The sequence below is a fragment of the Chloracidobacterium sp. genome (genome assembly GCA_016711345.1).
Taxonomy (GTDB): Bacteria; Acidobacteriota; Blastocatellia; order Pyrinomonadales; family Pyrinomonadaceae; genus OLB17.
The window spans coordinates 3,217,231-3,241,179 of the sequence record JADJTD010000001.1 but is presented as its reverse complement, the minus strand read 5'-3'; the positions used below and the strand labels follow the sequence as shown (position 1 = coordinate 3,241,179).

Genomic DNA, 23,949 nt, shown 5'->3' with positions numbered 1-23,949 from the left:
TGTCGCAACCTACGAGATACGCCATTGCAAGCAGGAAGAATCCGATGATCACACCAACAAAAACTAAATCCAACATTTCAACACCTCTCAATCAAGTCAATTAAAGTTATAGCCAAGCTCGAACAGGAAATAGTGATTGCCATCAGCCGCAGCAGTGTTGCCGATCGAATACGCCCAGTACGTCGTCACCTTCGAAGTCGGTTTGAAGATCACGCCGGGCGTGAAATAGCCGCTGGCATGCTTTCCGGTTATCCAATCGGCAGCAACCGAGAATTTGCTGTTCACCGTCTGTTCAATTCCGAACTGTCCGCCGGCGCGAACCGCATCCGCGGCAAACACATTCTTGCTGGCGACATATCCGCCCCCCGTAAGACGCGTCTTATTGATCGTCTTGCTTAGTGCAAGATACGAATAAGTCCCTATATTGTATGTACGGTTTCGCACAGGAATATAGAAATTGGTGCCTGCTACAAGGGCAGTGTCTTTCTTCTTATTCTCGAAAAACTTCCACTTCACGGTCGGCACGAAGGTCGTCGAATCACTGCCCGGCTGAACATTGCCTGTCAGATTAATGCCGACTTCGACATTGCCGCCGACGCCAACGACGACTCGCGGCACAAAGCTCGAAAATTTACTCAACGCTTCTTGATCGTTGACCTTGAACGACGCATCCAATTCGAGATATACCTTGCCGCGATCGAGAACATCGGTCGTCGGCACATTAAAGATCGTCTGCTGTGCATTCGCTGCGAAGCTGAATATACAAATTGTCAAAAAAGCCGATAATAATAATATTGTTTTCATTGTAATTTCCTTAGACCACGCTTTCCGCGCGATCGCTACATATTCCAACCGGTACGCACCATCGTCATCGACTTTTCCGCCTCGTGTGCTTTATCGATGCTATGTGCCGCTAAAATAAGAAGGGGAAAGGCGACCACTAACAATACGGTTCCAAAATTCTCAACCCGATGGTAATCGCTTAATAGCCTCAACAAAGAAAGCGTGCCGATCACTGTTCCCACGAGACCGGTGATTCCACCGAGGGCCGAGCTGAACACAAAGGTCATTTTCCAACGTAAAAGCGTTGTTTCGAGTGCAGTTCCAGACACCTTCCTTTCCGTATACAATGTTTTTGGCAAATATATGGTCCTCATCTCTTTATCATCCCTGGTCATGACAGGCTATTGTTCGCCAACTTCATTTCCAAAATCAGATTACGACGAGGTTCGTAAGTTTGGAGCAAAAGATCCATAAATAATTCGTAAATTTCCATATTTCCCAACCGTTCCGCCAATTAATATTGCAAACTCCATACCTGCCAGCCCACACACCGGCCTTTTTCCGTCGAACCGTCCTAATGGGTGGTGATTCTGAATAGGCTGACCCGTGCAGAGGTTCGTTGGGTCGAAAAAATGGTGAAGAATCAAGTTCAAAGCGCGAAAACATCCACAGTTACGCCTTACCATTTCCGGCCTCGTGTGCCTTATCGAAACTGCGCGCTGCGAAGGAGGACACCAGACAAGCGGTCACGAGAAACAAGGCTCCCAGATTGTCGAGATATTGGTAAGAACTCGTAATCCCGAGCTGAGAAGATACACTCAGGAAAAGACCCGCCAACCCAAAGAATATGCCAAACATTGAACTCCATCGGATTGCTAAACTCTTTTTTTTAAGATTGAAATGGACAGCCGGTACCGGCATCTTTTTCTCCCTATAATATGAATGTGAATTTGACTGAATTAGTGTGGACATTTACATATCATCCTTGGTCATGAGCGGTTTTGCTGAACAGCCCACGTCCAAAAATAGAGTGCGAGCCAAACAATAAGGAACGGGTAAAAGAGTCATAAAAGGTTCGTAAATATTTATTTTCGATGTATCCTGTAAGAACTCCGCGTATTTGTTTGCCTGTTAGTTTCTTTCGATCTTGTCCAGAAAGATCGCCCCGATCAAGATCATCGGTATCGCCACGATCAACAGGACCGTGCCGACGCTGTCGAATACACCGTCGCCCGAAACTAATCCATGGATCACCACGCAAACGACACCAACAAATAGCGACGAAATGCCGCCGAATATTCCGAACGAAGCCAGTACGGAGCACACGAGCGGGCTTAGTACCTTCTTTCGCACAATCCTTTTCACGCTCGGCAGTGAACGGGCCGCCTCCACCAATGCTTGTTGTTTGATCCCGTGTCTCATTACTGTTTTAAGCAGCATTAAACGCCGCCTACACAACAACGTTAATGGGAAGAAACTAAGGAGTGAGTAAGGGTTTTATAAAAAGTTCGTAAAGATTTTTACGATGGTGAAGAGTCAAATCTATAGCCGACCCAGGGTTCGGTGCGGAGGTAAAGCGGCTGTGACGGATCTTTTTCGATCTTTTTGCGAAGCTGCCCGACAAAGACGCGGAGATATTCATTTTGCTCACCGGAGTTGCCTCCCCAAACGGCAGTGAGAATTGCGCGGTGGGTGACGACCTTGTTCCGGTTGCGAAATAGGAATACGAGCAAGTCGAATTCTTTCGGCGTGAGATGTATCGACACGCCAGCGACCGAGACCTCGCGTGTAGAAAGATCAATGTGAAAGTCACCATCAGCAAGTTCCGTTTCGGTATCGCCATTAACCTCAGGCGAACGTCTCAAGGCTGCGCGAACGCGCGCGAGAAGCTCGTCAATGCCGAACGGCTTTACTACATAATCGTCGGCTCCCGCGTCGAGAGCCCTGACCTTTGTCCGCTCTTCGCCCTTTACGGATAGCACGATGATCGGCAGCGTAGAAACCTTCCGCACCTCTCGGCAGAATTCGATACCGTCCATTTCCGGCATTTGCAGGTCGGTAATTATCAGATCGGGATGCCAGTCGCGAAACGTGTCGAGAGCCGAGACGCCGTCGGCAGCCGTGCGAACGTCGTAGCGATGGGCGGTGAGGCTATGACGCAAAACACGCGTGATCTGCGGTTCGTCATCGACAACCAGAACTTTTTGCGGCTCGCTCATTACTCTCCTATCGGCAGCGTCAGCGTAACTTTTGTACCGATGTCATTCGCACCTGATTTGATCTCGATCTTGCCTTTCTGAGCCTCGACAATACCGCGGGCAATGGCAAGCCCCAGACCAAGTCCATCTGATGATTCGCCTTCGATTCGAACAAACTTCTCAAATACTCTATCCCGCATTTCTACCGGAATTCCCTTGCCTTCGTCCATGACGGAGATCACAACGCTATTGCCGTGCGATTGCGCCGAAATCGTGATCGTCGTATCAGGCGGCGAATATTTCGCGGCGTTCTCGACGAGATTATAGACCACTTCGGCTATGGCCCGCGCATCGACGCGGATAAGAGGCAATTCCAGTTCGAGATTTAGCACCATGTGATGTTTCGCGATTACCCGTTCTGCGCGCTCCAGGGCGATGGTGATAATCTCTTCGACATTGGCAAGAGCTCCTGTCGTGTCTACCGAACCTGCCTCAACGCGTGCCAGTTGGACCATACCTTCGATGAAGCCATTGAGCCGGTCCGTTTCTTCATTAATTATATTCAGAAATTCGCTGCGGCCCGATCCGTCTAGTTCAATCGTCCGATGGCCGCCTTCACTGTCAAGCAATGTGGTGACCGAAGCCTTAATAGACGTCAGCGGCGTTCGCAGATCGTGAGTAACAGCATCAAGCAAAGCCGATTTCAGCTTTTCGCTTTGCCGCAATGCCTCAGCCTGGGTCGCCGTTTTGAACGCCGCCTGCAATTCCTCGAAAAGCCGCTCAGACTCTCGTGCTCGTCGCTGCGCATACGCCGACAGTTCACCGGCGATAAGAGCCGTCAGCGTGAACGCCGCCCACGCGACGAGATTCTGCGGATCAGATATCGTCCAGGTGTGCACCGGCGGCAGAAAAAAATAGTTAAAACATAGCATCGCAACAAACGACGCCAGAAGAGCAGGGTTTCGCCCAAAAAAGGTCGCAGCAGCTAGAACAACCAACAGGAATACCAGGGCAACGGTGGTCGAATTAACCGTGTCGCGCAACTCGATCAACAGCACCGCGAGCAAAAGCACCGCCGCCAGAGATACGCCGAATCTCGTCAGTTTTGATGTAAAAACGCCCTTCGCCATTGCCGCAGTTTTATTGCAGCCGCTTCTGCAAATACTCTTTTAAGGCATCGACGCCCACCCGTTCCTGTTCCCAAGTGTCGCGGTCGCGGACGGTGACGGCGTTATCGACTAGCGACTCATGATCGACGGTTACGCAGAATGGTGTGCCGACTTCGTCTTGGCGGGCGTAGAGCTTGCCGATGCCGCCGGTGTCGTCGTAAACGGCTCGCATCGAAGGCTGCAATTCTCGTTTCAACTTCTTAGCCAGCGTAACGATCTCGTCGTTATTTTTTGCAAGCGGCAGAACGGCAACCTTGATCGGGGCTAGTGCAGGTTTGAGTTGTAGAATAACGCGGACCTCGCCTTTGTCGTTTGTTTTTTCGGTGTACGCGTCCATCATCACTGCGAGCAAGGTGCGGTTGACGCCGATCGACGGCTCTATGCAATAAGGATAGAACCTTTCGTTTGTCTGCGGATCAAAATACGACAGGTCCTCAGTCGAGTCAGGATTGATGCGTTTTCCCTCGGCATCTTCAGGCTTTTTCGAGTGGACTCGCAAGTCATAATCAGTACGGTTTGCAATTCCGAGCAGCTCATCGAATTGCTTATCTTCATCTTCACGCTCCGGAAAAAACCGATAGAGAAAATCGACCGTCCTGTCTGAATAATGCGCAAGCTCCTCCTTTGTTTGTTCGTAGTGTTTAATGTTCTCACGTGCAATTCCAAGCGAATCGAGCCATACACCGTAAGCATCGATCCAATCCTGGTGAATTTGCGGAGCAGACTCGGGACGGCAAAAATACTCTACCTCCATCTGTTCGAATTCACGCGTTCGGAAAATGAAATTGCCGGGCGTAACCTCGTTGCGAAAGGCTTTGCCGATCTGCGCGATGCCGAACGGCAGTTTGCGACGCGAAGTGTCGAGCACATTTTTGAAATTAACAAAAATTCCCTGCGCGGTTTCCGGTCTGAGATATGCCAAAGCCGTCGGGTCGTCATCCGCCGAAGCCGCTCCGACCGTTGTGCGAAACATCAGATTAAAATCGCGCGGGTCGGTCAGATTTGTCGAACCGCAGCTTGAACAAAGGTGCTTGCCGTCAGCGTTCGTGTCGAGCTTGTCCTGTCGCAGACGCGAGTTGCAATCGCGGCAATCGACCAACGGATCGCTGAACGTGTCTTCGTGGCCGGAGTATTTCCAGACAAGCCGATTCTGTATGATCGACGAATCGACACCCTCAATATCGTCGCGTTCATAGACAAGCCAGTTCCACCAGCTTTTCTTGATGTTATTTGCCAGCTCAACGCCCAGCGGCCCGTAATCCCAAGACGAGCCAAGCCCGCCATAAATATCCGATGCCGGATAAACAAACCCGCGACGCTTGGACAGCGATACAATAGTTTCAATGTTTGGTGCAGACATATAAATAGATAACAGTGAAAAGTGCAAGTTTAACGCTTCCAAACGTGCATTTCCAATTAGGGCACCTTATGCGACCGAAAATAGGTCAACAACAGTGATGAAGACTATGTTGCTCTATCTCCGTGCCACAAGGTTCTTCCTCAAACCCGCAATCCCATATCCGAATCTAAACTCTAAAATCGACCTGTCCCACTGTCCCACCGTTTTTTTCGTTCCAAAACGTTCCACTTCGCATTGGAACGGTCTAACTGTTGTAATCATTGCAGTTAACATCACTTTTTTTGACCAGATTTCAGCATTTCGGAAAAAAACTTTTTCCTTTTCCCCGTGGAGCGAATTTACAGCTAAACTACTGTAAACAGTAATCTTAGACCATTGGGCTAAGTTGTCCCACCGTTTGGGACGCTTGGAACGCTTTTTGGGACAGCATGGTCAACCCTACTTAACAACGACGCGTGTTTTCTTTTTCACAAAAAAATATTCGCACCCAAATCAGCCTTACGTCTCTCGCAACCGAGTCAACACGTGTTTTGTCAAAGAACCATCAAGCTAACCATTATACACCGCGTGTCAACCGTAGATGATTTTTGCCCAGGTGAAACATCGAAAGATCGCGGAGCTTACACCGGTATTTTCATTTCCACGGTTATTTAACTTCTCGAAACGGCGTAGCTTTCTCGATTTGATACGACTTTCTGATGAAAATGGTTCGGATTCCGCCAATTTCCCGTTTAGAGGTCTTAGAAGTGGAAAAAAGTGATCAATGAACACATTTAAGGCCCAGGTGTTTCTCGAATGGTAGGAAGTCGCGGTCGTTGTGAAGCAGCTTATAGCCGCTTAGAATGCATCGTGTCGCGATCAAAGCATCAATAGTTTTTCTAACGGTGAACCCTAGCGAACGTAAACGAACATAGTTTTTCGCCGATTCGATAGAAACTCTTTGGCCGCCAACCACAATCAAATCAAATCCAGTAAGAACTTTAAGTGCCGCGTCGAACTCGTTCTCCCGACTATACCCTTGCAGCACCTCAGTCATGATCAAATCGCCAACAGCGATTTGTTCGACACCCAAAATACTTTGCAGCTTAGTAGTATGTGGCTTATCGACCTGTCCAAAATAGTCGATCCAGACGCTAGAATCGACGACAATCATCTATCAAGCCTCATTTCTTCCAGATCTCCTTCCCAATGCAGTTTGCCTCGTAGCTTTTTCGCTTCCCGTTCCTGCCGTTTCAAACGCAAGATTGTCTCGAGCCCAAGCTCGACCGCCTCGCGTTTTGTTTTTAATCCGGTAACTTTTAGCGTGTCTTTCATCAACTTATCGTCGATCTCGATATTCGTTCTCATGATGTGTATATTTTCCACCTCTTATACACATCATAAGTTTCTTAATATGATGATGTCAATAAAAAGAGACGGGCCGAGACTCGTCGTCAATTATCCCTGTCGCTGAAGGTGGCAAAAATAATAGGAAATGTCTAAATGATCGATTATCTGTCTCCGTAGGAGACAAATGTTTGTAGTAAGGGCGATTGAATTTTTAGTACCAGCCCCGTTAGGGGCGACATATAGCTAATAATTACAGCAAATGCCGCTCCTACGGAGCTATGTCGGATTTTTGTTCGGTGCTACAAACATATCGCCCCTAACGGAGCTGAAAAGACCGGGGTCAGGAGTGCGTTTCGTCAATTCTCGAGTGTGGCAATGGTATCGCAAAAGATCTCTAGAAGAAATCAAAAAAATCGCAATATCGCAGGCCTGACACCGATTGTTCTACCGATTGTTCTATGTTCTATGTCTGTCTGGGGTGATGCTTTCTAAAATTCTTGAAAAAGAACAATTTGCCGATTTCGATCAACTGAGCCAATTCCATTTTTTTTAAGATTTCGGGATTAAGTCCAAGATATTCATAGAAATCAAATAAAAGCTCAGTAAGTTGATGGGAGTGATCTTCGCCCGTTTCAATTATTTCAGCCCCAACATAAGGCGAATCATCTGGCACAGGATCGAGTCTTTGACCTCCGGCATCAAAAACCTTGTAGATTCCATCCCGAATATCGATTGGCTCCATCTCGATCTGCGCGTCATTTATCGCGTAGAAAAACTCTACATCCAAACCTTCAGCTATGATTATTGGTAATTTCATCAAAATCTATCAAAAAACCAATTGTCAGATGGATGGCTCTCAAAGGGACGATGTCGTCCCATACCCTGACCTGGCATTGATTCTCCTTTTCTCTTTCCCTTAGTATATTTCGGACCTTGACGGTGATAATGAGGAAACTGGCCTATACCCCCTTTCCGATTTCCGAACGGTGCACCGCGGAAGTTTGGTCCAACCGGTACCTCGTCGCCGTATCTAACCCATTTTCCTGCCTTCCCTAAATATCTACAGACAGTCCCTCCCCCAATGATGTTGAGAGCGACGTTGGCTCCGAGCCTCATCGCAGCTTCAGCTCTCACATCGTTCGGTTGCGAGTGGTCACCTAAATCCCAAGACCACCGAGCCACATCGTCTAAGCCCAGCAAATCGGAAAGCGTGTTGGAAAGTCCGTTCCCCATCCAGTTGTCAGGAGAAAATGGATCGCGAAAGTAATTAAGAGGACCACCGTCTAACCCAAATGGATCAATAAAGTTAAGTGGATCATTCCAAACATACCCATACAGATTCACATCACCGCCGGCGAAGCCGATCGGGTCTTCGGAGATGAAGCGGCCTATTTGGGGGTCGTAGAATCTGGCACGGCTGTATTGCAGACCGCTAAACGAATCAAACTCCCGCCCCGTAAACTGATACCGCGTCGAGAACGAAGAATTCGACGGATTCCCAAACGAATCGTAGCTGTTCACCTCGTTAACGCTCCCATCCGAACTAGTCACCGCCACCGTCGAACCAAGATGGTCCTGCAAGAAATGATATCCGCTCATCACCCAATATCTAAAGTTTGTCCTTTCAGCAAACCGTTTCGATAATACACGTCACGACATCACCTGACAACAAAAAAGAACGCATCCGAAGATGCGTCCTTTTTTTTCCCTTGAAAAAACTATGTCCGTTCACGGAACCGGCGGAGTTGCTCCGGGTGGAACGACCCAGATGACTACGTTGGTCTTATTTCGAGGTTCGCCTCGGACCATTCTAATTCTTGCCGGGTCCATGCCGCGGCTTCTTACCATGTAGTCGAGGTAGAATTTCGCCGTTCGGTCATATGGGTTTTTTGCTCCCGGATAGATGATGACGTACATCTGTGCGTCGGGTGTGTTCTGGACCTGGATCACGCAGTTGTCGAGGCGTGCTTTGTCCTGATCGCGATTGCCGGGTTCAAACTCGTCGCATCTGAATGGTGTCGGTGCAGGCGGCAATTTGCCGACCTCTGTCGGAACCGAGATCACCTGACGGCATTTATTGTCATAAGTGTCGTCGTTGACGTCGAGTTCGGCGTCGATCGTTCCGCTGCCCATTCCCGTCGTGTCCACCGTTATGGTCGGCGTGCCGAGTCCGCTCGTGATCTTGCCATTCGAAACTTTCCAGTCGTAGCGGAGCGGTATCGGTGCAGTGCCGGAATTGATCGCGGCAAATGTAACCAGATCGCCGTCCATTACTTTGTCCGGGCCTTCGATATGAAAGCGGTAAGGACAAGGCGTGTTGATCGTTTCGCGCACCAGTTTTAGACAAATACATGTCTTGCCGTCGCGGCGGATCTCGATCTCATCCTTCCAAACTTTGCCGTCAGGGCCGGTTACTTCGACCGTGTGAAAGCCCGGAAGAAGATAAAATTCAGCCGCAGTTCCAACCCCGCTCATGCCGACTTGCTGTCCGTCAACGATAACGGGAAGTGCATCTGGCGTCGTTCTGACGCTAAGCGTGCCCATTCCTTTGGGCCGCTTTTTCGAATCTTTATCACCGCTAGCCAACGCTGTCGATATGCCAAGCGTTAACATTAACCCAAGCACGAAAAGAAAATTGTATCTGATTACTCGCATTTTTATTTCCTCATCATTTGAGCGAAGAGCATTCTACATTCGCCCGCTGATCGATATGAATCTATTTGTCCTCGTCTTCAGTTTCGCCAATTCCCTTCTTGCCGTACTTGCGGCGAGCGGCGAGTCCGATCGATGCCAAGCCTGTTCCAAAGAGCAGGATCGTGACCGGTTCCGGCACAGGCTGCGGCGGAGTCGGCGATGGCGGAGGTGTCATCGGAGTAGGTGTCATCGACGGCGTGTGCGGTGTCGGTGTCTGTGATGGCGTCACAGGAACAGACGGCGTGGGTGTCGGCGTCTTATCGTCATCGTCTTTGATAAGAATGAACGCGATGGGTATCGCAGCTAATCCTAACAGAGCCCATTTTGGAAAACCGCGACGCTCGTGATCCGGTTCTTCGCAATCGCAGACATCGTCTTTGACTATGTCGCTTTTGGTCTCCGTTATAACGCGGCCGTCTTGGGGAGCAGTGCCTTTTTTCTTATCGTCATCGTCGTCACCGAAAAGGAACGAATAGTCGCCCGCAACTTTGAGCTGCGTGAGCGAACCCGTTCCGGATTTGCCGGGACGCGCATTTATGACCTGAACAACTTGATCAAAACGGACCGGAGCCGCGTTGATGCTGGTTGTAAAACCTGCCAAGACCGAAGCCACTATTGTGGCTGAAAGGACTACCCTAAAGTTAATATTTCTCATGTCTGTAACCTGACTCAAACGGTATCTGGGCGAAAACGATTACGCTTTCACAGTTCGGTTGGCACTCACTGTCGAAATTGATTTTTGGGGCAGTCCTAAAACCATATCAAAGTTGCAACTAAAATGCACGCTTTTTTTATTTTTTTTGGGCCGGACCTTCCAAATTGCACAATTTACCAAATTTCAAGGGGAGAAAATGTTCAATCCACCTTCGATTCCAGGAATATTGGATTTATTTTTAATTATTTTTTTATGAAGAAGAAATAAAAAGCCGGTTATCACAAAATAGTGATAACCGGCTGTGTTTTCCTAATTAATATAAGTGCGGAGACCCGCACTTTAGTAAGGGTTTAACATTCAACATTGAGTGTAAACCCCTTGCCAACGCGCAGGCTTCTGCATCAATTATTCCTCTTCAGGTGCATCCTTTGCTTTTTCTTCGGAGAGGATGGCTTTGCGCGAAAGCTTGATCTTGTTGCCTTCCTTACCGATACATTTGACCATGATCTGCTGGCCTTCCTTGAGTTCGTCGCGAACGTCGCGAACGCGGCGATCTGAGATCTCAGAAATATGCAGCAGGCCATCTAGTCCAGGAATAATTTCAACGAACGCTCCGAAATCTACGATACGCGAAACCGTACCTAGATACGTCTCACCGATCTCAGCCTCCGCAGTCAGGGCTTTGATGCGAGCAATCGCGGCCTGTGCGGCTTCGCCGTCGGCTGATGCGATAGAGATCGTTCCATCATCGTCGATGTCGATCTTCGCACCGGTTTCCTCGGTGATCGAACGAATGACCGAACCGCCTTTACCGATAACGTCGCGGATCTTCTCAGGATTGATCTGCATCGTGATGATACGAGGAGCATACTGCGAAATATCTTCGCGCGGCTCGCCGATCGTCTTGGTCATGATGTCCAGAATATGGATACGGCCTTTCTTTGCCTGCTCCAAAGCTTCCTGCAATATCATCGCGTTAATGCCGCCGATCTTGATGTCCATCTGCAAAGCGGTGATGCCGTCGGCAGTTCCGGTTACTTTAAAGTCCATGTCGCCGTAGTGATCTTCCGCACCGGCGATGTCCGAAAGGATCGCGTAACGATTGCCTTCCATGACGAGTCCCATCGCAACGCCGGCAACCGGCTTCTTGATCGGAACACCCGCGTCCATCAGACTCAAAATGCCGCCGCAAACCGAAGCCATCGACGAAGAACCGTTGGACTCCGTAATGTCCGAAACAATGCGGATCGTGTAAGGGAAATCTTTCTCATCGGGCAATACCGACAAGATCGCACGGCGAGCGAGGTTTCCGTGACCTGTTTCGCGACGTGACGTTCCGCCGAAACGACCAGTTTCACCGACCGAATACGGCGGGAAATTATAGTGGAGCATGAACCGGCGATCGATAGTACCGTTCTCAAGATCGTCCATGAACTGCCCGTCTTGTTTCGTTCCAAGAGTAGAAGTGACTATCGCCTGTGTTTCGCCTCGCGTGAATAACGCAGAGCCGTGAACACGCGGCAGCCAGCCGACCTCGCAATTGATCGGACGGATCTCAGAGAACTTTCGTCCATCGGGACGACGCTTGTTGCCAAGCATGTCCTCGCGGAAGATCTTTTCTTTGAGCTGTCCAAAGGCTTTGCCAGCGGTCGCACGTGCGCCCGGATCGTCTTCGGGATAGCTTTCGACGACCTCTTTCTTTAACGCATCGAGACCAGCATAGACCTCGATCTTGTCGCGGCCAGTTGAATCAAGTGCCTTACGCAGTTTGTCAGTCCAGGTCTTTTCAACGTCGGTGACGATATGCTTATCCAAAGCAGGTACTTCAAACACGCGCTTCTTGATCTTAAGTGCCTTGCCGAGTTCTTTCTGCCAGAGGCAAAGACGTTTGATCTCACGATGGCCAAGCATTAGAGCCTCGACCATGATGGTCTCATTGACCTCTTGAGCTTCGCATTCGACCATGCAGATCGCTTCTTCGGTACCTGCAACGATGAGGTCGAGTTCAGATTCACGGCGTTCGTCAAAGGTCGGATTGATCAGGTACTTGCCGTCGATCAAACCGATACGAACTCCCGCGATCGGATTCTCAAAAGGAATATCCGAAAGGTAAAGAGCGCACGACGCTCCTGTGATCGCGATCACGTCCGGATCGTTCTCCGCATCGGATGATATGACCGAGGCTACGATCTGCGTTTCAAAACGATAGCCATCTGCGAAGAGCGGTCGCACCGGGCGGTCGATCATGCGGCAGGTGAGAACTTCCTTCTCTGAAGGGCGTCCCTCGCGGCGGAAGTAGTTTCCGGGAATGCGTCCGGCGGCGAACGAATTTTCACGATATTCGACCGTGAGCGGAAAAAAATCAAGCCCTTCCTTTGCGGTGCGGGCACTTACTGCAGCAACGAGCAGCATTGTATCGCCGTAGCGAATTACGACCGAACCATCGGCCTGTTTGGCAACCTTGCCTGTTTCGACGACCAATTCTTGGTTACCAAGTTTGATCGATTCACTTAAATATTTTTTTGTCATTATTTATCCTCTAAAAAAACAAAGACGAAAGAGCATGCCGTGAAGCCCTTTCGTCTTTGAAAAACTAATGGTTTTAGTGATGATCTTCTTTTGTCCGTCGGCGTTTTGTGCTGTCACGTTCAGCAACCGAGCGGCAAATTCTTCGCGAAGATCTCTTTTTCTAACAAGCCCGAAGCGACTCTCTAATAAGACCTACGAGTCCTATAAGACTCATAAGGCCTATAAACAAATTATCTTCTCAATCCTAATTTCTTAATGATCTCATGATATTCGTTAATATCACGACGCTTGAGGTAATCAAGCAATTTCCTTCGACGAGAGACCATTACAAGCAGTCCGCGTCGGGAATTATTGTCTTTTTTGTGTATCTTGAAGTGTTCCGTTAATTCGTTAATACGCTGCGTCAGCAACGCTATCTGCACCTGAGACGAACCCGTATCTGAGGTATGGGTTTTGTAGTCGCCTACTATCTGTTCTTTTAGTTCTTTTACTGTTGCCATTCTGTCTAGCTTATTCGGCCTCTCCTTCTGCTTGCAGTAACTCCGCTGGTAAAAAAGCGGTAACCACAAAATTGTTTTTTACTGAAAACTACTAACTTATTGGTTAAGAGTGATCTGTTTAATTATCCACTATTAACCTTTATCTATCAACTTTCTAAAAACACTCTTCCTTTAACTATCCGTCAGATCGTATTTGAATTCTTCCATGAACTTCGTTGAGAAATTTCCTTTCTGGAAATTCTCGTCCGCCATGATCTTTCGATGCAGCGGGATCGTCGTTTTGATCCCTTCGACGACCATCATATCGAGGGCTCGCTGCATACGAGCGATCGCCAATTCGCGTGTCCTCGCATGGACGATCAATTTTGCGATCATCGAATCATAATACGGCGGAACCACATAGCCCGGATAAACTGCCGTATCGACGCGAACGCCCGGCCCGCCGGGAATATTGAATGCGGTGATCTTGCCGGGGCTCGGCGTAAATTTGACAGGATCCTCGGCATTGATACGGCACTCGATCGAATGGCCGACGATCTGAACATCTTCCTGCGTGTAACCGATATCCTCGCCGGTGGCGATCCTTATCTGGTTGCGAACGATATCGGCAAGCGTCACCATTTCGGTGACGGGATGCTCGACCTGGATTCGCGTGTTCATTTCCATGAAGTAAAAACTGCCGTCTTCGTCGAGCAAAAATTCAAATGTTCCCGCGCTGGAGTAACCGATCTTTTTGCAAGCCTTTACCGCAACCGCTCCCATTTTTTCTCTTTGTTCTTGAGTGATGACAGGCGACGGCGCTTCTTCAAGAAGTTTTTGATGACGACGCTGGATCGTGCATTCGCGTTCGCCTAGTGAGATCGTGTTGCCGTGTTCATCAGCTAAGACCTGTATTTCAATGTGCCGCGGACGCTCGATATATCTTTCAATATAAACGGCTCCGTTCTTAAACGCGGCCAAGGCTTCGGTCTGTGCGGTTTCGAGTGCGTTGGCAAGTTCTTCTTCTTTTCGGACAATACGCATTCCGCGTCCGCCGCCGCCGGCTGCTGCCTTAATAATTACAGGATAGCCGATCTCACTAACCAGCTTCTTAGCTTCGTCCGCAGATTCGATAGGATCGGGACTTCCCGGCAGAATAGGAACGCCGGCTGCGGTCATAGTTCGTCGGGCCTCGACCTTGTCGCCCATCATCGCGATAACATCCGGTCGCGGCCCGATAAATTTGATATTGCAATCTTCACAAATTTTTGCGAACGTTGCCGACTCAGCCAAAAATCCGTAACCAGGATGAATGGCGTCGGCATTTGTTATCTCGGCAGCGCTTATGATCGCAGGAATATTGAGGTAGCTTTCGGCCGACTGCGCCGGACCAATGCAGAGAGCTTCGTCGGCATATCGGACATGGAGAGCTTCGCGGTCGGCTTCAGAATGTACGGCGACGGTCTTGATGCCCATCTCCTTGCACGTCCAAATGATCCGGCAAGCGATCTCACCGCGATTTGCGATCAGGATTTTCTTAATCTCACGCATAAACTAGTGTGTATAAAGTGTAAAGTCCAAGGTCCAAAATCTTTGCAGACGACCTGAGCCGGCTTTGACATTGGACGTTGGACTTTTGGACTTTGGACTATTTCTTTATCCCAAAAAGCGGCTGACCGTATTCGACGGGCTGGCCGTTCTCGACGTAAATTTTTACAACTGTGCCCGAGACCTCAGCCTGTATCTCGTTCATCAACTTCATCGCTTCCACAATACAAACAGTCGTTTCCGGCGAAACGCTACTGCCTTCGCTTACATATGAATCCTTGTCCGGGCCGGGCGAGCGATAGAATGTTCCGACAATAGGCGAAGTGATCTTAAAGAGTCCCGCATCCTCATCAGCAGTTTCAATGACAGGCGCCGTTGCAGCCGAAGCAGATGCCACGGGAGCAGGAGCAGAAGAAACCGATGCGGCAACAGGCGCTGCCTGCATGGGTACACCGGTCATCTTGCTTAGGCGAACGCGAATGTTCTCGTTCTCAAACTCAAAATCCGTAAAGCCGCTTTCGTTGACAAGCTCCGCGAGGGCACGTAACTCCTCCATGTTAAAGGACGGTTCTGCCATCTTTTTTACTTTTGCGGTGCCACTGTTACTTTTTTTCTCAACCACTAGATTCTCGTCTTTTGCTTTAGCCGAAGCCGATGTTGCTCCCATTTTAGAAAGCCTCCGTGTGTTTAGCCTTTTGCGGCCAGTTCTCGCGGATTATCAACCAATTCGATCACCGCCATTTCAGCGTTGTCGCCTTTGCGATGGCCGAGTTTGATAATGCGCGTATAACCGCCGTTACGGTCTTTATAGCGCACACCAAGCTCATTGAAAAGTCGCTGAACAGCTTTTACGCCTGCAGTTCGCTCGATCGGCTCTTTCGTTTCGCCCTTACTTCCGCGAAATCGGCTCTGCTGAGCCTTGAACGTGCCGTTTCCGGCATGGAAAAACCCAGCCGCCTGACGGCGAAGATGGACACCGCGAAGAACCGCATCATCACCGGTAAGATTCTGAGCTTTTCTTGCCATGGTAATCACCTTTTCGATAAAAGGCCTCAACTCTTTTGCCTTTGGAACAGTCGTAACGATATGTTCCTTATCCGCATTGATTAACGAAGTTGCCAGATTACGCAGCAGCGAGATGCGATGCGATGTCGTGCGGCCAAGTTTTCTGTGTGCTTTTCTGTGTCTCATTTCTTTAAATTCATGAGTCTGTAGTCTCTAGTCAAATCAAGACCCAAGACCAAGACCCAAGACTGGTCTTAATCTAAATCTCGGCCACCGCTTCCGGGGATCGGATTTCCCTGTTCGTCAAAATCCATTCCAAAATCGAGGCCCATTCCGTGAAGCAGGTCCTTGATCTCTGTAAGCGATTTTTTACCAAAATTCTTGGTATTAAGCATATCTTTTTCGCTGCGTCGAATCAGGTCGCGAATCGAGCGAATGTCGGCGTTCTTCAAACAATTATAAGAACGCACCGAAAGCTCAAGTTCATCGACCGATTTATCGAGCAGATCGTTCCGCATAAGCGGCGGACGAGCGATATCCTCGTATTTGTATTCTTCTTCTTCCTCTTCGAAATTGATAAAGATCGACATATGATCTTTGACCAATTTTGCTGCCAGGCCGATAGAATCTTCCGGCTTGACCGAGCCGTCGGTCCAAACCTCGATCGTCAAACGATCATATTCCGTGTTCGATCCCTGTCTGGTTTTTTCGACGTTGTAATTAACCTTTTTGATCGGCGTGTGTACCGCGTCGATGGGAATATAACCAACCGAAAGGTCTTCGTCGTTGTTGAACTCAGCCGACACATATCCGCGGCCTTGTTTGAGCCGCATTTCAATATTCAATTTGCCGCCGGCACTGATGGTCGCGATGTGAACTGTGGAATCAAGAATCTCTACATCACCATCGGCCTCAATGTCCGCACTTGTGACTACTCCCGCTCCCTTCTTGCTTATCGAGAGAGTTTTCACTCCGCCGCCATTCAATTTGAATGGAATCTGTTTGAGGTTTAGGATTACGTCGGTTGCGTCTTCGACAACACCCTTGATCGATGAAAATTCGTGTTCGACTCCCTCGATACGAACGGCCGTAATAGCAGCTCCTTCGATCGACGAAAGCAAAGCACGGCGGATCGAGTTACCGATCGTCGTGCCGAATCCGCGTTCGAAAGGCTGTGCATAAAATTTTCCGAATCGCTCTGTCAATGTCTCGGTCTCGACATTGAGGCGGCTAGGCATTTGAAAATCTGTCCAATTATTGCTTGTCATATGTGTTCTTCTTATAGTTTCTACGAGTGGCCTTGTCCCCGGTTCGAGCTTAGCAAGAACGAACTTTCATGAACCGGCTACTTCAGCCACTCTGGTTTAATTACTTACTGTAAAGCTCAACGATAAGCTGCTCGTTGATGTTTGCGTCAATATCCTGACGATTAGGCAGTCCCGCGATCAACACCTGCATATCTTTGCCCTGCGCATTTATCCATGCGGGACGTCCACGTCCAACTGCTGTTGCCCAAGCCCCATCAACGTGAGTGTTCTTCTGTGAACGGTCTTTGACAGCGATCGTGTCACCGGCCTTCACCTGAAATGAAGGAATGTTGACCTTGCGGCCGTTGACGGTAACATGTCCGTGGTTTACAAGCTGGCGTGCCTGACGGCGTGAAGTGGAAAATCCTGAACGATAGACTACGTTGTCAAGACGGCGTTCGAGCATGAACAACAAGTTCTCACCCGTAACACCTTTCTGACGACGCGCTTTTTCGAAATAATTGCGGAACTGCTTTTCGAGAACAAAGTAAATACGTTTTACTTTCTGTTTCTCGCGAAGCTGCTCACCGTAACCGGCAAGCATTTTGCGCCTGGCGGCACCGTGCTGTCCGGGAGGATTAGTTCCCCGCTTTTCAATAGCACAAGAGGGCTTAAAACATCTGTCACCCTTCAAAAATAACTTTCCACCTTCGCGACGGCAAAGCCTGCACACCGCATCTCTATATCTAGCCATTAATTTATTCCTGCCTCCGTGTTTTTAACGGAAAAGTTTACGAGCCGAAGCCCTTCTTCCTTTCGATAGTTATCAAAAAATCCAAATCTCAAATCTAAGAAAGCTCAGACTCGTCTGCGTTTCGGCGGACGGCATCCGTTGTGTGGGATAGGTGTTGTATCACGGATCGACGTAACACGTATGCCTGCCTGATTGATCGCTCTGATCGCTGACTCACGGCCTCCGCCTGGGCCTTTTACCCGAACCTCGACCTCACGCATGCCCGCATCCTGAGCTTTACGGGCTGCTTCTGAAGCAGCTTGCTGCGCCGCGAATGGCGTTCCCTTTCGCGAACCGCGAAATCCGCGTGCACCGGATGAAGATTGAGCGACCAAATTACCTTCGGTGTCGGTGATCGAGATCATCGTATTATTGAACGAAGCCGCGATATGGACGATCCCAATAGGAATGATCTTTTTCTCTTTCTTCTTAAAAGTCTTCTTTTTAGTTGCTGCTGCTTTTGCCATATTTTTAGTTCGGAGTTTGCTGAGGTCACCGAGTTTCTGAGCATTATGAGTTCCTGAACTCCTATAACTCTGTTAACTCTCTAAACTCGCAACTTTATTTCTTACCTGGAGCCTTCTTCTTCGCCACAGCCGCTTTACGCGGTCCTTTTCTTGTTCTTGCGTTGGTGCTGGTGCGCTGTCCTCGAACCGGCAGGCCGCGACGATGACGCAGGCCGCGATAACAGCCGATGTCCATCAAGCGCTTGATGTCCATTTGAATACGCTTTCTGAGATCGCCTTCAATATTGCCTTCCGTATCAAGAAGCGTACGGATCTTATTCAGATCGTCTTCGCTTATATCCTTGATCCTGGTATTAATATCAACGCCGGCCTGTTCAAGGATCACCGTTGCGCGCGATTTACCCACACCGTAAATGTAGGTCATTCCAATTTGTGCCCGCTTATTGGGCGGTAGATCTACTCCTGCTACACGAGCCATAAATTCTCCTAAAAATTACCCTTGACGCTGTTTGTGCTTCGGATTTTCGCAAATTACACGCACAATCCCTTTGCGGTGTATCACCTTGCATTTGTCGCACATTTTTTTAACTGACGGCCTGACTTTCATCTTTTTATACCTGTCCTACTTATAGCGATATGTAATTCGTCCGCGTTTCAGGTCATACGGCGATAATTCAACTAAAACTTTGTCGCCCGGCAAAATTCGGATAAAGTTTTTCCTCATTTTCCCAGAAACATGTGCCAAAACCTCATGCTGATTATCGTCCACGGCAACCTTAAACATTGCATTCGGCAGTGTTTCCAGCACTGTCGCCGTGACTTCAATCGCTTCCTCTTTAGACATACAACGCGTGCCAACCGATTGAATAGTTGAGCAAACGAATGATTTTATACGTTGTCCGACCTTTTTTCAAGTCAAGCAGACACGGTTTCTGTCATTACGTTCTGCCGAAGACGCTTTTGTTCCTTTGTAAGCGTCAAAATCTCCGGCCCGTCAACAGTTACCGCAAGCGTGTGCTCGGCATGAGCCGACGGTTTACCGTCAAGCGTAACCACTGTCCACTTATCGCTAAGTGTTTTTGTTTCAGCAGTTCCAAGATTCAACATCGGCTCGATCGCGAAGCAATATCCGGCCCGAATTCGCTCCTTAGTGCCCTGCCGACCATAATTGGGTATCTGGGGCGACTCGTGCATCGAACGTCCTATGCCGTGCCCGGTGTAATCACGAACTATTCCATAACTGAACTTTTCCGCATGCTGCTGAACCGCCCAACCGATGTCGCCGACACGATTATTCACACGGCACGCCTGAATACCAAATTCAAGACACTCCTCAGTAACGCGAATCAGTTGTTTTAGCTCATCGGTTATCTCGCCAACCGGCACCGTCATCGCTGTATCACCAACAAACCCTTGATACGTCGCCGCCATATCGAGCGAAACAATATCGCCTTCGTTTAGCGGGTCTTTCTTCGAAAAGCCGTGAACGATCTCATTATTTACCGAAGCGCAGATGGCAAATGGAAAGCCATGATAACCGATAAATGTTGGAATTGCACCCGCATCTCTGATCATCTTCTCAGCGGCGTTATTAAGATCCATCGTCGAAATGCCAGGAGCGACCATTAAACGCAAAGCCTCCCGCACCTCAGCGATCAACTCGCCTACGGCACGCATTTTGTCTAGATCTTTTGCTGACTTTGCGATTATCATTTGATTACTAAACAGGCTGCGAAAAATCTCAAATAAGCTCATTCAACTCGTGATAGATATTCTCGATCTCTCCGGTTCCGTCCACTTTCTTGAGGCGTCCGGACTTTTCGTAATGTTCCAGCAACGGCATTGTCAATTCATCGTAAGTTTCAAGCCGCACTTTGACCTTTTCCTCCGAGTCATCGGATCTATGGTCAAGCTTTGCTTCCGGGTGGTCGTCACAAAAACCATCGGCTTTTGGCGGCTTTGAATATATATTGTATATCTCACCACAAACCGGACAACTCCTGCGTCCTGTCAAACGTTTCATCAATTCGTCACGCGGAACATCGACCTCGATCGCCTGTATTTCCTTGCCTTGCTCTTTCGCAAGCTCTTCAAGCTGCTTGGCCTGTACCGCAGTTCGCGGATAACCATCTAGAACAAAACTTCCAGCCGTGTCCGGCTTCGATGTGCGTTCACGGACGATCTTGTACGTCAGGTCATCGGATATCAGCTTGCCCGATGACATTATCGTCTGAACCTCACGGGCGAGCGGCGTGTCGAGCGTTTTCATCTCGCGAAACATGTCGCCAGTTGATATCTGTGGGATCGACCGGCGCTCCTGCAATAGTCTCGCCTGCGTCCCCTTGCCTGCTCCCGGAGCACCTATCAAAACAATGATCTTATCCATTTAAACTGTTTACCGCAGAGACGCCAAGACGCAGAGGAAGAAGAATCATTTGACTCTTCTCAGCGTCTCTGCGTCTCTACGGTTCAAATGATCTAACTTCGGCGCCCTCTAAGTCGCGAACCTGCTCCAAGGAACCCCTCGTAATTACGCATTACCAGTTGAGCCTCTATCTGAGAAACCGTGTCCATTGCAACACCGACCAGAATCAGAAGCGAAGTGCCTCCGAAGAAAAACTGGTATCCCAAGCCTGTAGGAATCCAACTTAATCCAGGCGTTGCCGTCAAAAAGTTATCGATTGCTGTACCGACAAATGGCAACCGAGCAACCTTAAACCCGCTAAGGAGCAACTGCGGTGCGAACGCAACAAATGCCAAATACAAAGCTCCAACTGTCGTCAGGCGCGTCAGTATTGAATTCAAATAGTCAGCAGTCGGGGCACCTGGTCTGATACCAGCGATGAATCCGCCGTGCTTTCTTAGATTGTCGGCTACCTCATCTGTATTAAAAATGATGGTGATGTAAAAGAATGTGAAAACAACGATCAAGGTCAAAAAGACAAGTTCGTAATATGGATCACCGCCGTGAAATTGCTGAAAGAAAGCATACACTTTCGACCAAGCAGAATCAGGGTTAGCAGGGTCAGCCGGAAATGCCGAAAACAAAGTTTGAGGCATCGCCAAAACCGACGAAGCAAAGATTACCGGGATGACGCCGCCCATGTTGATCTTGAGCGGAAGACTCGTTTCCTGCCCGCGAAATGTCTGATTACCAACACGCCTGCTTGCGTAACTGATGGCGATATTTCGCCTCGCCGATTCGACATAAACGATCAAAGCGATCAGCGCGATAATGACAACGACCAAAAAAACAACGCCAAGCGACTGTAGAGGATCGCCCGAACGGACGCGTTCAGATATCTGCAAAATTCCGTTTGGCAACCCAATAACAATTCCGGCAAAGATCAGAAGCGAGATGCCGTTTCCGACGCCGCGTTCTGTTATCTGTTCACCTAGCCACATAACAAAGATCGTTCCCGTCGTGAGCGTGATAACGATCATTGCGGTCGCCCACCATGTTTCAGGGATGATCTGGTTACGTGACAGCCACGTCGATACGAAAAATGTTTGCACGGCGCAAAGAACAACGGTCGAATACCGTGTCCATTGATTCATTTTCTGCCGACCGACCTCGCCTTCTTCCTGAATCTTCTTCATTGCCGGCGAGAGCACTGGCAAAAGCTGCATTATGATCGACGCCGTAATATAAGGTGTGACGCCGAGAGCAAACACAGAGATGGTGCGGAAATTACCGCCGGAAAAGAGATCGAGAACACCAAGAAGCGTACCGGCAACGTCGCCCCAAACGCGTTCAAGCTGCGCCTTATTGATACCGGGTGCCGTAACGTGCGCACCCAAACGATAAACCGCCAAGAGCCCAAGCGTAAAGAGAATGCGTTTCCGCAGCTCAGGGACCTTGAACATGTTTTGGACAGCGCTAAAAAACTTCTCCATATATTTTCTGTTTTGAGTTCGCCCTCAGGCGGCCCCAATACAATGCATCTGCCGTCTACAGCAGGTACTTCAAAATTAAGCCGCAGCCTCAGCAGCCTTCGTGATCACCGTTGCGGTGCCGCCTGCTTTTTCGATTTTTTCCTTCGCCGTTTTTGTGAAGCGGTGCGACGATATCTTAAACGATTTAGAAATCTCACCGGTTCCCAGTATTACGAGATCGTGCTTTGCCTTTTTGATCAGGCCGCGCTCGTGAAGAATTTCTGGCGTGATCTCGTCACCAACCTTGAAATTTTCCTCGATCTTCCCAAGGCTTATCTCGATCCACTGTTTCTTAAAAATGTTTGTGAACCCGCGTTTAGGCAGACGTCGCTGAAGTGGCATCTGGCCGCCTTCGAACCCGCGCTTGCTGCTGTAGCCGGACCGCGATTTCTGTCCCTTGTGGCCCTTGCCTGCAGTTTTGCCAAGCCCCGAACCGGGACCGCGTCCAAGACGCTTTTTCTTATGCGTCGAGCCTTTCGCAGGGTGTAAATTATTTAATGATAAAGCCATAACTTTGCTCTTTAACTGCTTTCGATGCGTCCTAAGACTTAGTCAACAATACGCAGCAGGTGTGGAACTTTAGCCACGATACCGCGTGCCGCTGCCGAATCCTGATGAACAACGATCTGGTTGAGCTTTGTAATGCCCAACGCTTTAATGATCTCTTTTTGCTTTTTCGCGTAACCGATCATGCTCCGGTAATATTGGATCTTGATCTGTCCGACTTTTGCTTCTACTTTCTTTGCCATAACTGTTTGAGTTCGTAGAATTCATAGAGTTTTGTCGAGTATTTACTCAATAAACTCCGAGAACACTAAACACTCCTAAACCAATTCTTCTACCTGCTTTCCCCTTAAGCGTGCAACTTCAAGAGGATCCTTCATTCTAAGCAGCCCGTTAAACGTTGCACGAATTACGTTGTGTGCATTATTTGATCCGAGGATCTTTGTGCGAACGTTATGCACACCCAGACTCTGCAAAACAGCACGAACCGCACCGCCTGCGATAACGCCAGTACCTTCTGCAGCCGGTTTGAGCAGTACGCGTCCCGCACCGTATTCACCGATCATTTCGTGCGGTAAGGTTCCTGCGATCAGCGGAACGCGGATAAGGTTGTTCTTTGCCGCTTCGACAGCTTTCTTGATCGCGTTTGGAACTTCTTTCGCCTTTCCGGTACCAAAACCGACGTGTCCCGCCTCATCACCAACAACGACCAGAGCCGCGAACGACATATTTTTGCCGCCCTTAACAACTTTCGTCACACGGTTGATCGAAATGAGCTGATCTTTGAGCAACAACCCGCCCGGAGCTATTTTCTGTTTATTCTTCATTACTTTCCTGCTTTGTTTCTTTTGCGGCCGCTTCGTGTTTGTTAAGTCCGCCTTCACGCGTTGCGTCCAAAAGAGCCTTTACGCGGCCGTGATACACATAACCGCCACGATCAAAGACCACGCTTGAGATACCTGCCGCAACAGCCCGTTCAGCGATCGCCTTGCCGACTGTTTTTGCGGCTTCGATGTTGCCGCCAGCCTTGATGCCAAGTGCCTTTTCCGTTGTCGACGCAGTTGCCAACGTTTTACCGTTGTTGTCATCGATCACCTGAACATAAATGTGATTCAGGCTGCGGAAAACTGCAAGTCTCGGCCTTTCCGCCGAACCACGAACTTTCTTACGAATGCGGCTGTGAACACCTTGCCGAATATCTGATCTGCTTTTCTGTCCCATAACTTTTTTGAGTTTGGCGAGTTCCTTGAGTT

Annotated in this window: 30 protein-coding genes; all 30 read right to left on the bottom strand. The window is 49.0% G+C overall.

All coding sequences use genetic code 11. The annotated features are described in order from the left end of the window. Positions 1–96 precede the first annotated feature (96 nt). The 30 genes from IPL32_13510 to rplR all read right to left on the bottom strand — a co-directional run bounded on the left by IPL32_13510 (position 97) and on the right by rplR (position 23,917). Positions 97–804, bottom strand: a complete 708-nt coding sequence (locus tag IPL32_13510) for a hypothetical protein (GenBank protein ID MBK8466841.1) — start codon at positions 802–804, stop codon at positions 97–99. Positions 805–839: 35 nt separating this feature from the next. Beyond that, positions 840–1,112 (bottom strand): hypothetical protein, encoded by a 273-nt coding sequence (locus IPL32_13505; protein MBK8466840.1) that lies wholly within the window; start codon positions 1,110–1,112, stop codon positions 840–842. An 802-nt stretch (positions 1,113–1,914) separates the two neighbouring features. Continuing rightward, positions 1,915–2,223, bottom strand: a complete 309-nt coding sequence (locus tag IPL32_13500; GenBank protein ID MBK8466839.1) for a hypothetical protein — start codon at positions 2,221–2,223, stop codon at positions 1,915–1,917. 80 nt (positions 2,224–2,303) lie between these two features. Next, positions 2,304–3,002, bottom strand: a complete 699-nt coding sequence (locus IPL32_13495) for a response regulator transcription factor (protein MBK8466838.1) — start codon at positions 3,000–3,002, stop codon at positions 2,304–2,306. Beyond that, positions 3,002–4,111: a DUF4118 domain-containing protein gene (locus IPL32_13490; GenBank protein ID MBK8466837.1), complete on the bottom strand. Its 1,110-nt coding sequence runs from the start codon at positions 4,109–4,111 to the stop codon at positions 3,002–3,004. The genes IPL32_13495 and IPL32_13490 overlap by 1 nt, the downstream gene beginning before the upstream one ends. A gap of 10 nt (positions 4,112–4,121) precedes the next feature. Beyond that, positions 4,122–5,510, bottom strand: coding sequence for a glycine--tRNA ligase (locus tag IPL32_13485; protein MBK8466836.1), 1,389 nt, complete (start codon positions 5,508–5,510; stop codon positions 4,122–4,124). A gap of 760 nt (positions 5,511–6,270) precedes the next feature. Next, a complete protein-coding gene (locus tag IPL32_13480; GenBank protein MBK8466835.1) occupies positions 6,271–6,663 on the bottom strand; it encodes a PIN domain nuclease in 393 nt (130 codons plus the stop codon). Further along, positions 6,660–6,857, bottom strand: coding sequence for a type II toxin-antitoxin system VapB family antitoxin (locus IPL32_13475; protein ID MBK8466834.1), 198 nt, complete (start codon positions 6,855–6,857; stop codon positions 6,660–6,662). Before IPL32_13475 ends, IPL32_13480 begins: the two co-directional genes overlap by 4 nt. 445 nt (positions 6,858–7,302) lie before the next feature. Then, on the bottom strand, positions 7,303–7,656 hold the full coding sequence (locus tag IPL32_13470) for a hypothetical protein (GenBank protein ID MBK8466833.1): 354 nt from the start codon (positions 7,654–7,656) through the stop codon (positions 7,303–7,305). Continuing rightward, the gene (locus IPL32_13465; protein MBK8466832.1) at positions 7,656–8,438 is read right to left on the bottom strand and encodes an RHS repeat-associated core domain-containing protein; all 783 of its coding nucleotides are present in this window, start codon (positions 8,436–8,438) and stop codon (positions 7,656–7,658) included. Before IPL32_13465 ends, IPL32_13470 begins: the two co-directional genes overlap by 1 nt. Positions 8,439–8,567: 129 nt before the next feature. Continuing rightward, positions 8,568–9,494: a hypothetical protein gene (locus IPL32_13460; GenBank protein MBK8466831.1), complete on the bottom strand. Its 927-nt coding sequence runs from the start codon at positions 9,492–9,494 to the stop codon at positions 8,568–8,570. Between the two features lie 61 nt (positions 9,495–9,555). Further along, the gene (locus IPL32_13455) at positions 9,556–10,188 is read right to left on the bottom strand and encodes a PEP-CTERM sorting domain-containing protein (protein ID MBK8466830.1); all 633 of its coding nucleotides are present in this window, start codon (positions 10,186–10,188) and stop codon (positions 9,556–9,558) included. A 405-nt stretch (positions 10,189–10,593) separates the two neighbouring features. Then, entirely contained in the window at positions 10,594–12,717 is a 2,124-nt protein-coding gene (pnp, locus tag IPL32_13450; protein MBK8466829.1) for a polyribonucleotide nucleotidyltransferase, read from the bottom strand. Between the two features lie 230 nt (positions 12,718–12,947). Beyond that, the gene (rpsO, locus tag IPL32_13445) at positions 12,948–13,217 is read right to left on the bottom strand and encodes a 30S ribosomal protein S15 (protein MBK8466828.1); all 270 of its coding nucleotides are present in this window, start codon (positions 13,215–13,217) and stop codon (positions 12,948–12,950) included. A 171-nt stretch (positions 13,218–13,388) separates the two neighbouring features. Then, positions 13,389–14,747, bottom strand: a complete 1,359-nt coding sequence (gene accC / locus IPL32_13440) for an acetyl-CoA carboxylase biotin carboxylase subunit (protein MBK8466827.1) — start codon at positions 14,745–14,747, stop codon at positions 13,389–13,391. A gap of 97 nt (positions 14,748–14,844) precedes the next feature. Continuing rightward, positions 14,845–15,300: an acetyl-CoA carboxylase biotin carboxyl carrier protein gene (accB, locus tag IPL32_13435; protein ID MBK8466826.1), complete on the bottom strand. Its 456-nt coding sequence runs from the start codon at positions 15,298–15,300 to the stop codon at positions 14,845–14,847. Positions 15,301–15,431: 131 nt separating this feature from the next. Continuing rightward, on the bottom strand, positions 15,432–15,935 hold the full coding sequence (rplQ, locus tag IPL32_13430; GenBank protein MBK8466825.1) for a 50S ribosomal protein L17: 504 nt from the start codon (positions 15,933–15,935) through the stop codon (positions 15,432–15,434). A gap of 68 nt (positions 15,936–16,003) precedes the next feature. Then, on the bottom strand, positions 16,004–17,017 hold the full coding sequence (locus IPL32_13425; protein ID MBK8466824.1) for a DNA-directed RNA polymerase subunit alpha: 1,014 nt from the start codon (positions 17,015–17,017) through the stop codon (positions 16,004–16,006). 100 nt (positions 17,018–17,117) lie between these two features. Next, complete coding sequence (gene rpsD / locus IPL32_13420) at positions 17,118–17,750, bottom strand: 30S ribosomal protein S4 (GenBank protein MBK8466823.1); 633 nt, start codon at positions 17,748–17,750, stop codon at positions 17,118–17,120. A 104-nt stretch (positions 17,751–17,854) separates the two neighbouring features. Next, entirely contained in the window at positions 17,855–18,256 is a 402-nt protein-coding gene (rpsK, locus tag IPL32_13415; protein MBK8466822.1) for a 30S ribosomal protein S11, read from the bottom strand. A gap of 94 nt (positions 18,257–18,350) precedes the next feature. Further along, on the bottom strand, positions 18,351–18,734 hold the full coding sequence (gene rpsM, locus IPL32_13410; protein MBK8466821.1) for a 30S ribosomal protein S13: 384 nt from the start codon (positions 18,732–18,734) through the stop codon (positions 18,351–18,353). 15 nt (positions 18,735–18,749) lie between these two features. After that, complete coding sequence (gene rpmJ / locus IPL32_13405; GenBank protein MBK8466820.1) at positions 18,750–18,863, bottom strand: 50S ribosomal protein L36; 114 nt, start codon at positions 18,861–18,863, stop codon at positions 18,750–18,752. A gap of 15 nt (positions 18,864–18,878) precedes the next feature. Further along, positions 18,879–19,100, bottom strand: coding sequence for a translation initiation factor IF-1 (infA, locus tag IPL32_13400; protein ID MBK8466819.1), 222 nt, complete (start codon positions 19,098–19,100; stop codon positions 18,879–18,881). 71 nt (positions 19,101–19,171) lie between these two features. Then, the gene (map, locus tag IPL32_13395) at positions 19,172–19,969 is read right to left on the bottom strand and encodes a type I methionyl aminopeptidase (protein MBK8466818.1); all 798 of its coding nucleotides are present in this window, start codon (positions 19,967–19,969) and stop codon (positions 19,172–19,174) included. Positions 19,970–19,997: 28 nt separating this feature from the next. Then, a complete protein-coding gene (locus IPL32_13390) occupies positions 19,998–20,642 on the bottom strand; it encodes an adenylate kinase (protein ID MBK8466817.1) in 645 nt (214 codons plus the stop codon). A gap of 92 nt (positions 20,643–20,734) precedes the next feature. Beyond that, a complete protein-coding gene (gene secY / locus IPL32_13385) occupies positions 20,735–22,153 on the bottom strand; it encodes a preprotein translocase subunit SecY (GenBank protein MBK8466816.1) in 1,419 nt (472 codons plus the stop codon). Between the two features lie 75 nt (positions 22,154–22,228). Continuing rightward, on the bottom strand, positions 22,229–22,702 hold the full coding sequence (gene rplO / locus IPL32_13380; GenBank protein ID MBK8466815.1) for a 50S ribosomal protein L15: 474 nt from the start codon (positions 22,700–22,702) through the stop codon (positions 22,229–22,231). A gap of 38 nt (positions 22,703–22,740) precedes the next feature. Further along, positions 22,741–22,941, bottom strand: coding sequence for a 50S ribosomal protein L30 (gene rpmD, locus IPL32_13375; GenBank protein ID MBK8466814.1), 201 nt, complete (start codon positions 22,939–22,941; stop codon positions 22,741–22,743). A gap of 75 nt (positions 22,942–23,016) precedes the next feature. Continuing rightward, positions 23,017–23,523, bottom strand: a complete 507-nt coding sequence (rpsE, locus tag IPL32_13370; protein MBK8466813.1) for a 30S ribosomal protein S5 — start codon at positions 23,521–23,523, stop codon at positions 23,017–23,019. Beyond that, positions 23,513–23,917: a 50S ribosomal protein L18 gene (rplR, locus tag IPL32_13365; protein ID MBK8466812.1), complete on the bottom strand. Its 405-nt coding sequence runs from the start codon at positions 23,915–23,917 to the stop codon at positions 23,513–23,515. Before rplR ends, rpsE begins: the two co-directional genes overlap by 11 nt. Positions 23,918–23,949 lie beyond the last annotated feature (32 nt).

What these genes read in the sequence shown, in the direction of transcription:
- IPL32_13425 (MBK8466824.1), bottom strand. Translation starts at nt 17,017, where the DNA reads ATGACAAGCAATAATTGGACAGATTTTCAAATGCCTAGCCGCCTCAAT.
- IPL32_13480 (MBK8466835.1), bottom strand. Translation starts at nt 6,663, where the DNA reads ATGATTGTCGTCGATTCTAGCGTCTGGATCGACTATTTTGGACAGGTC.
- rpmD (MBK8466814.1), bottom strand. Translation starts at nt 22,941, where the DNA reads ATGGCAAAGAAAGTAGAAGCAAAAGTCGGACAGATCAAGATCCAATAT.
- IPL32_13465 (MBK8466832.1), bottom strand. Translation starts at nt 8,438, where the DNA reads ATGAGCGGATATCATTTCTTGCAGGACCATCTTGGTTCGACGGTGGCG.
- accB (MBK8466826.1), bottom strand. Translation starts at nt 15,300, where the DNA reads ATGGAGGAGTTACGTGCCCTCGCGGAGCTTGTCAACGAAAGCGGCTTT.
- rplQ (MBK8466825.1), bottom strand. Translation starts at nt 15,935, where the DNA reads ATGAGACACAGAAAAGCACACAGAAAACTTGGCCGCACGACATCGCAT.
- rpmJ (MBK8466820.1), bottom strand. Translation starts at nt 18,863, where the DNA reads ATGAAAGTCAGGCCGTCAGTTAAAAAAATGTGCGACAAATGCAAGGTG.
- map (MBK8466818.1), bottom strand. Translation starts at nt 19,969, where the DNA reads ATGATAATCGCAAAGTCAGCAAAAGATCTAGACAAAATGCGTGCCGTA.
- IPL32_13485 (MBK8466836.1), bottom strand. Translation starts at nt 5,510, where the DNA reads ATGTCTGCACCAAACATTGAAACTATTGTATCGCTGTCCAAGCGTCGC.
- rpsE (MBK8466813.1), bottom strand. Translation starts at nt 23,523, where the DNA reads ATGAAGAATAAACAGAAAATAGCTCCGGGCGGGTTGTTGCTCAAAGAT.
- IPL32_13500 (MBK8466839.1), bottom strand. Translation starts at nt 2,223, where the DNA reads ATGCTGCTTAAAACAGTAATGAGACACGGGATCAAACAACAAGCATTG.
- IPL32_13390 (MBK8466817.1), bottom strand. Translation starts at nt 20,642, where the DNA reads ATGGATAAGATCATTGTTTTGATAGGTGCTCCGGGAGCAGGCAAGGGG.
- IPL32_13490 (MBK8466837.1), bottom strand. Translation starts at nt 4,111, where the DNA reads ATGGCGAAGGGCGTTTTTACATCAAAACTGACGAGATTCGGCGTATCT.
- infA (MBK8466819.1), bottom strand. Translation starts at nt 19,100, where the DNA reads ATGTCTAAAGAGGAAGCGATTGAAGTCACGGCGACAGTGCTGGAAACA.
- IPL32_13495 (MBK8466838.1), bottom strand. Translation starts at nt 3,002, where the DNA reads ATGAGCGAGCCGCAAAAAGTTCTGGTTGTCGATGACGAACCGCAGATC.
- IPL32_13455 (MBK8466830.1), bottom strand. Translation starts at nt 10,188, where the DNA reads ATGAGAAATATTAACTTTAGGGTAGTCCTTTCAGCCACAATAGTGGCT.
- secY (MBK8466816.1), bottom strand. Translation starts at nt 22,153, where the DNA reads ATGGAGAAGTTTTTTAGCGCTGTCCAAAACATGTTCAAGGTCCCTGAG.
- IPL32_13470 (MBK8466833.1), bottom strand. Translation starts at nt 7,656, where the DNA reads ATGAAATTACCAATAATCATAGCTGAAGGTTTGGATGTAGAGTTTTTC.
- accC (MBK8466827.1), bottom strand. Translation starts at nt 14,747, where the DNA reads ATGCGTGAGATTAAGAAAATCCTGATCGCAAATCGCGGTGAGATCGCT.
- rpsK (MBK8466822.1), bottom strand. Translation starts at nt 18,256, where the DNA reads ATGGCAAAAGCAGCAGCAACTAAAAAGAAGACTTTTAAGAAGAAAGAG.
- rpsD (MBK8466823.1), bottom strand. Translation starts at nt 17,750, where the DNA reads ATGGCTAGATATAGAGATGCGGTGTGCAGGCTTTGCCGTCGCGAAGGT.
- rplR (MBK8466812.1), bottom strand. Translation starts at nt 23,917, where the DNA reads ATGGGACAGAAAAGCAGATCAGATATTCGGCAAGGTGTTCACAGCCGC.
- IPL32_13475 (MBK8466834.1), bottom strand. Translation starts at nt 6,857, where the DNA reads ATGAGAACGAATATCGAGATCGACGATAAGTTGATGAAAGACACGCTA.
- rpsO (MBK8466828.1), bottom strand. Translation starts at nt 13,217, where the DNA reads ATGGCAACAGTAAAAGAACTAAAAGAACAGATAGTAGGCGACTACAAA.
- pnp (MBK8466829.1), bottom strand. Translation starts at nt 12,717, where the DNA reads ATGACAAAAAAATATTTAAGTGAATCGATCAAACTTGGTAACCAAGAA.
- rplO (MBK8466815.1), bottom strand. Translation starts at nt 22,702, where the DNA reads ATGGCTTTATCATTAAATAATTTACACCCTGCGAAAGGCTCGACGCAT.
- IPL32_13460 (MBK8466831.1), bottom strand. Translation starts at nt 9,494, where the DNA reads ATGCGAGTAATCAGATACAATTTTCTTTTCGTGCTTGGGTTAATGTTA.
- IPL32_13510 (MBK8466841.1), bottom strand. Translation starts at nt 804, where the DNA reads ATGAAAACAATATTATTATTATCGGCTTTTTTGACAATTTGTATATTC.
- rpsM (MBK8466821.1), bottom strand. Translation starts at nt 18,734, where the DNA reads ATGGCTCGTGTAGCAGGAGTAGATCTACCGCCCAATAAGCGGGCACAA.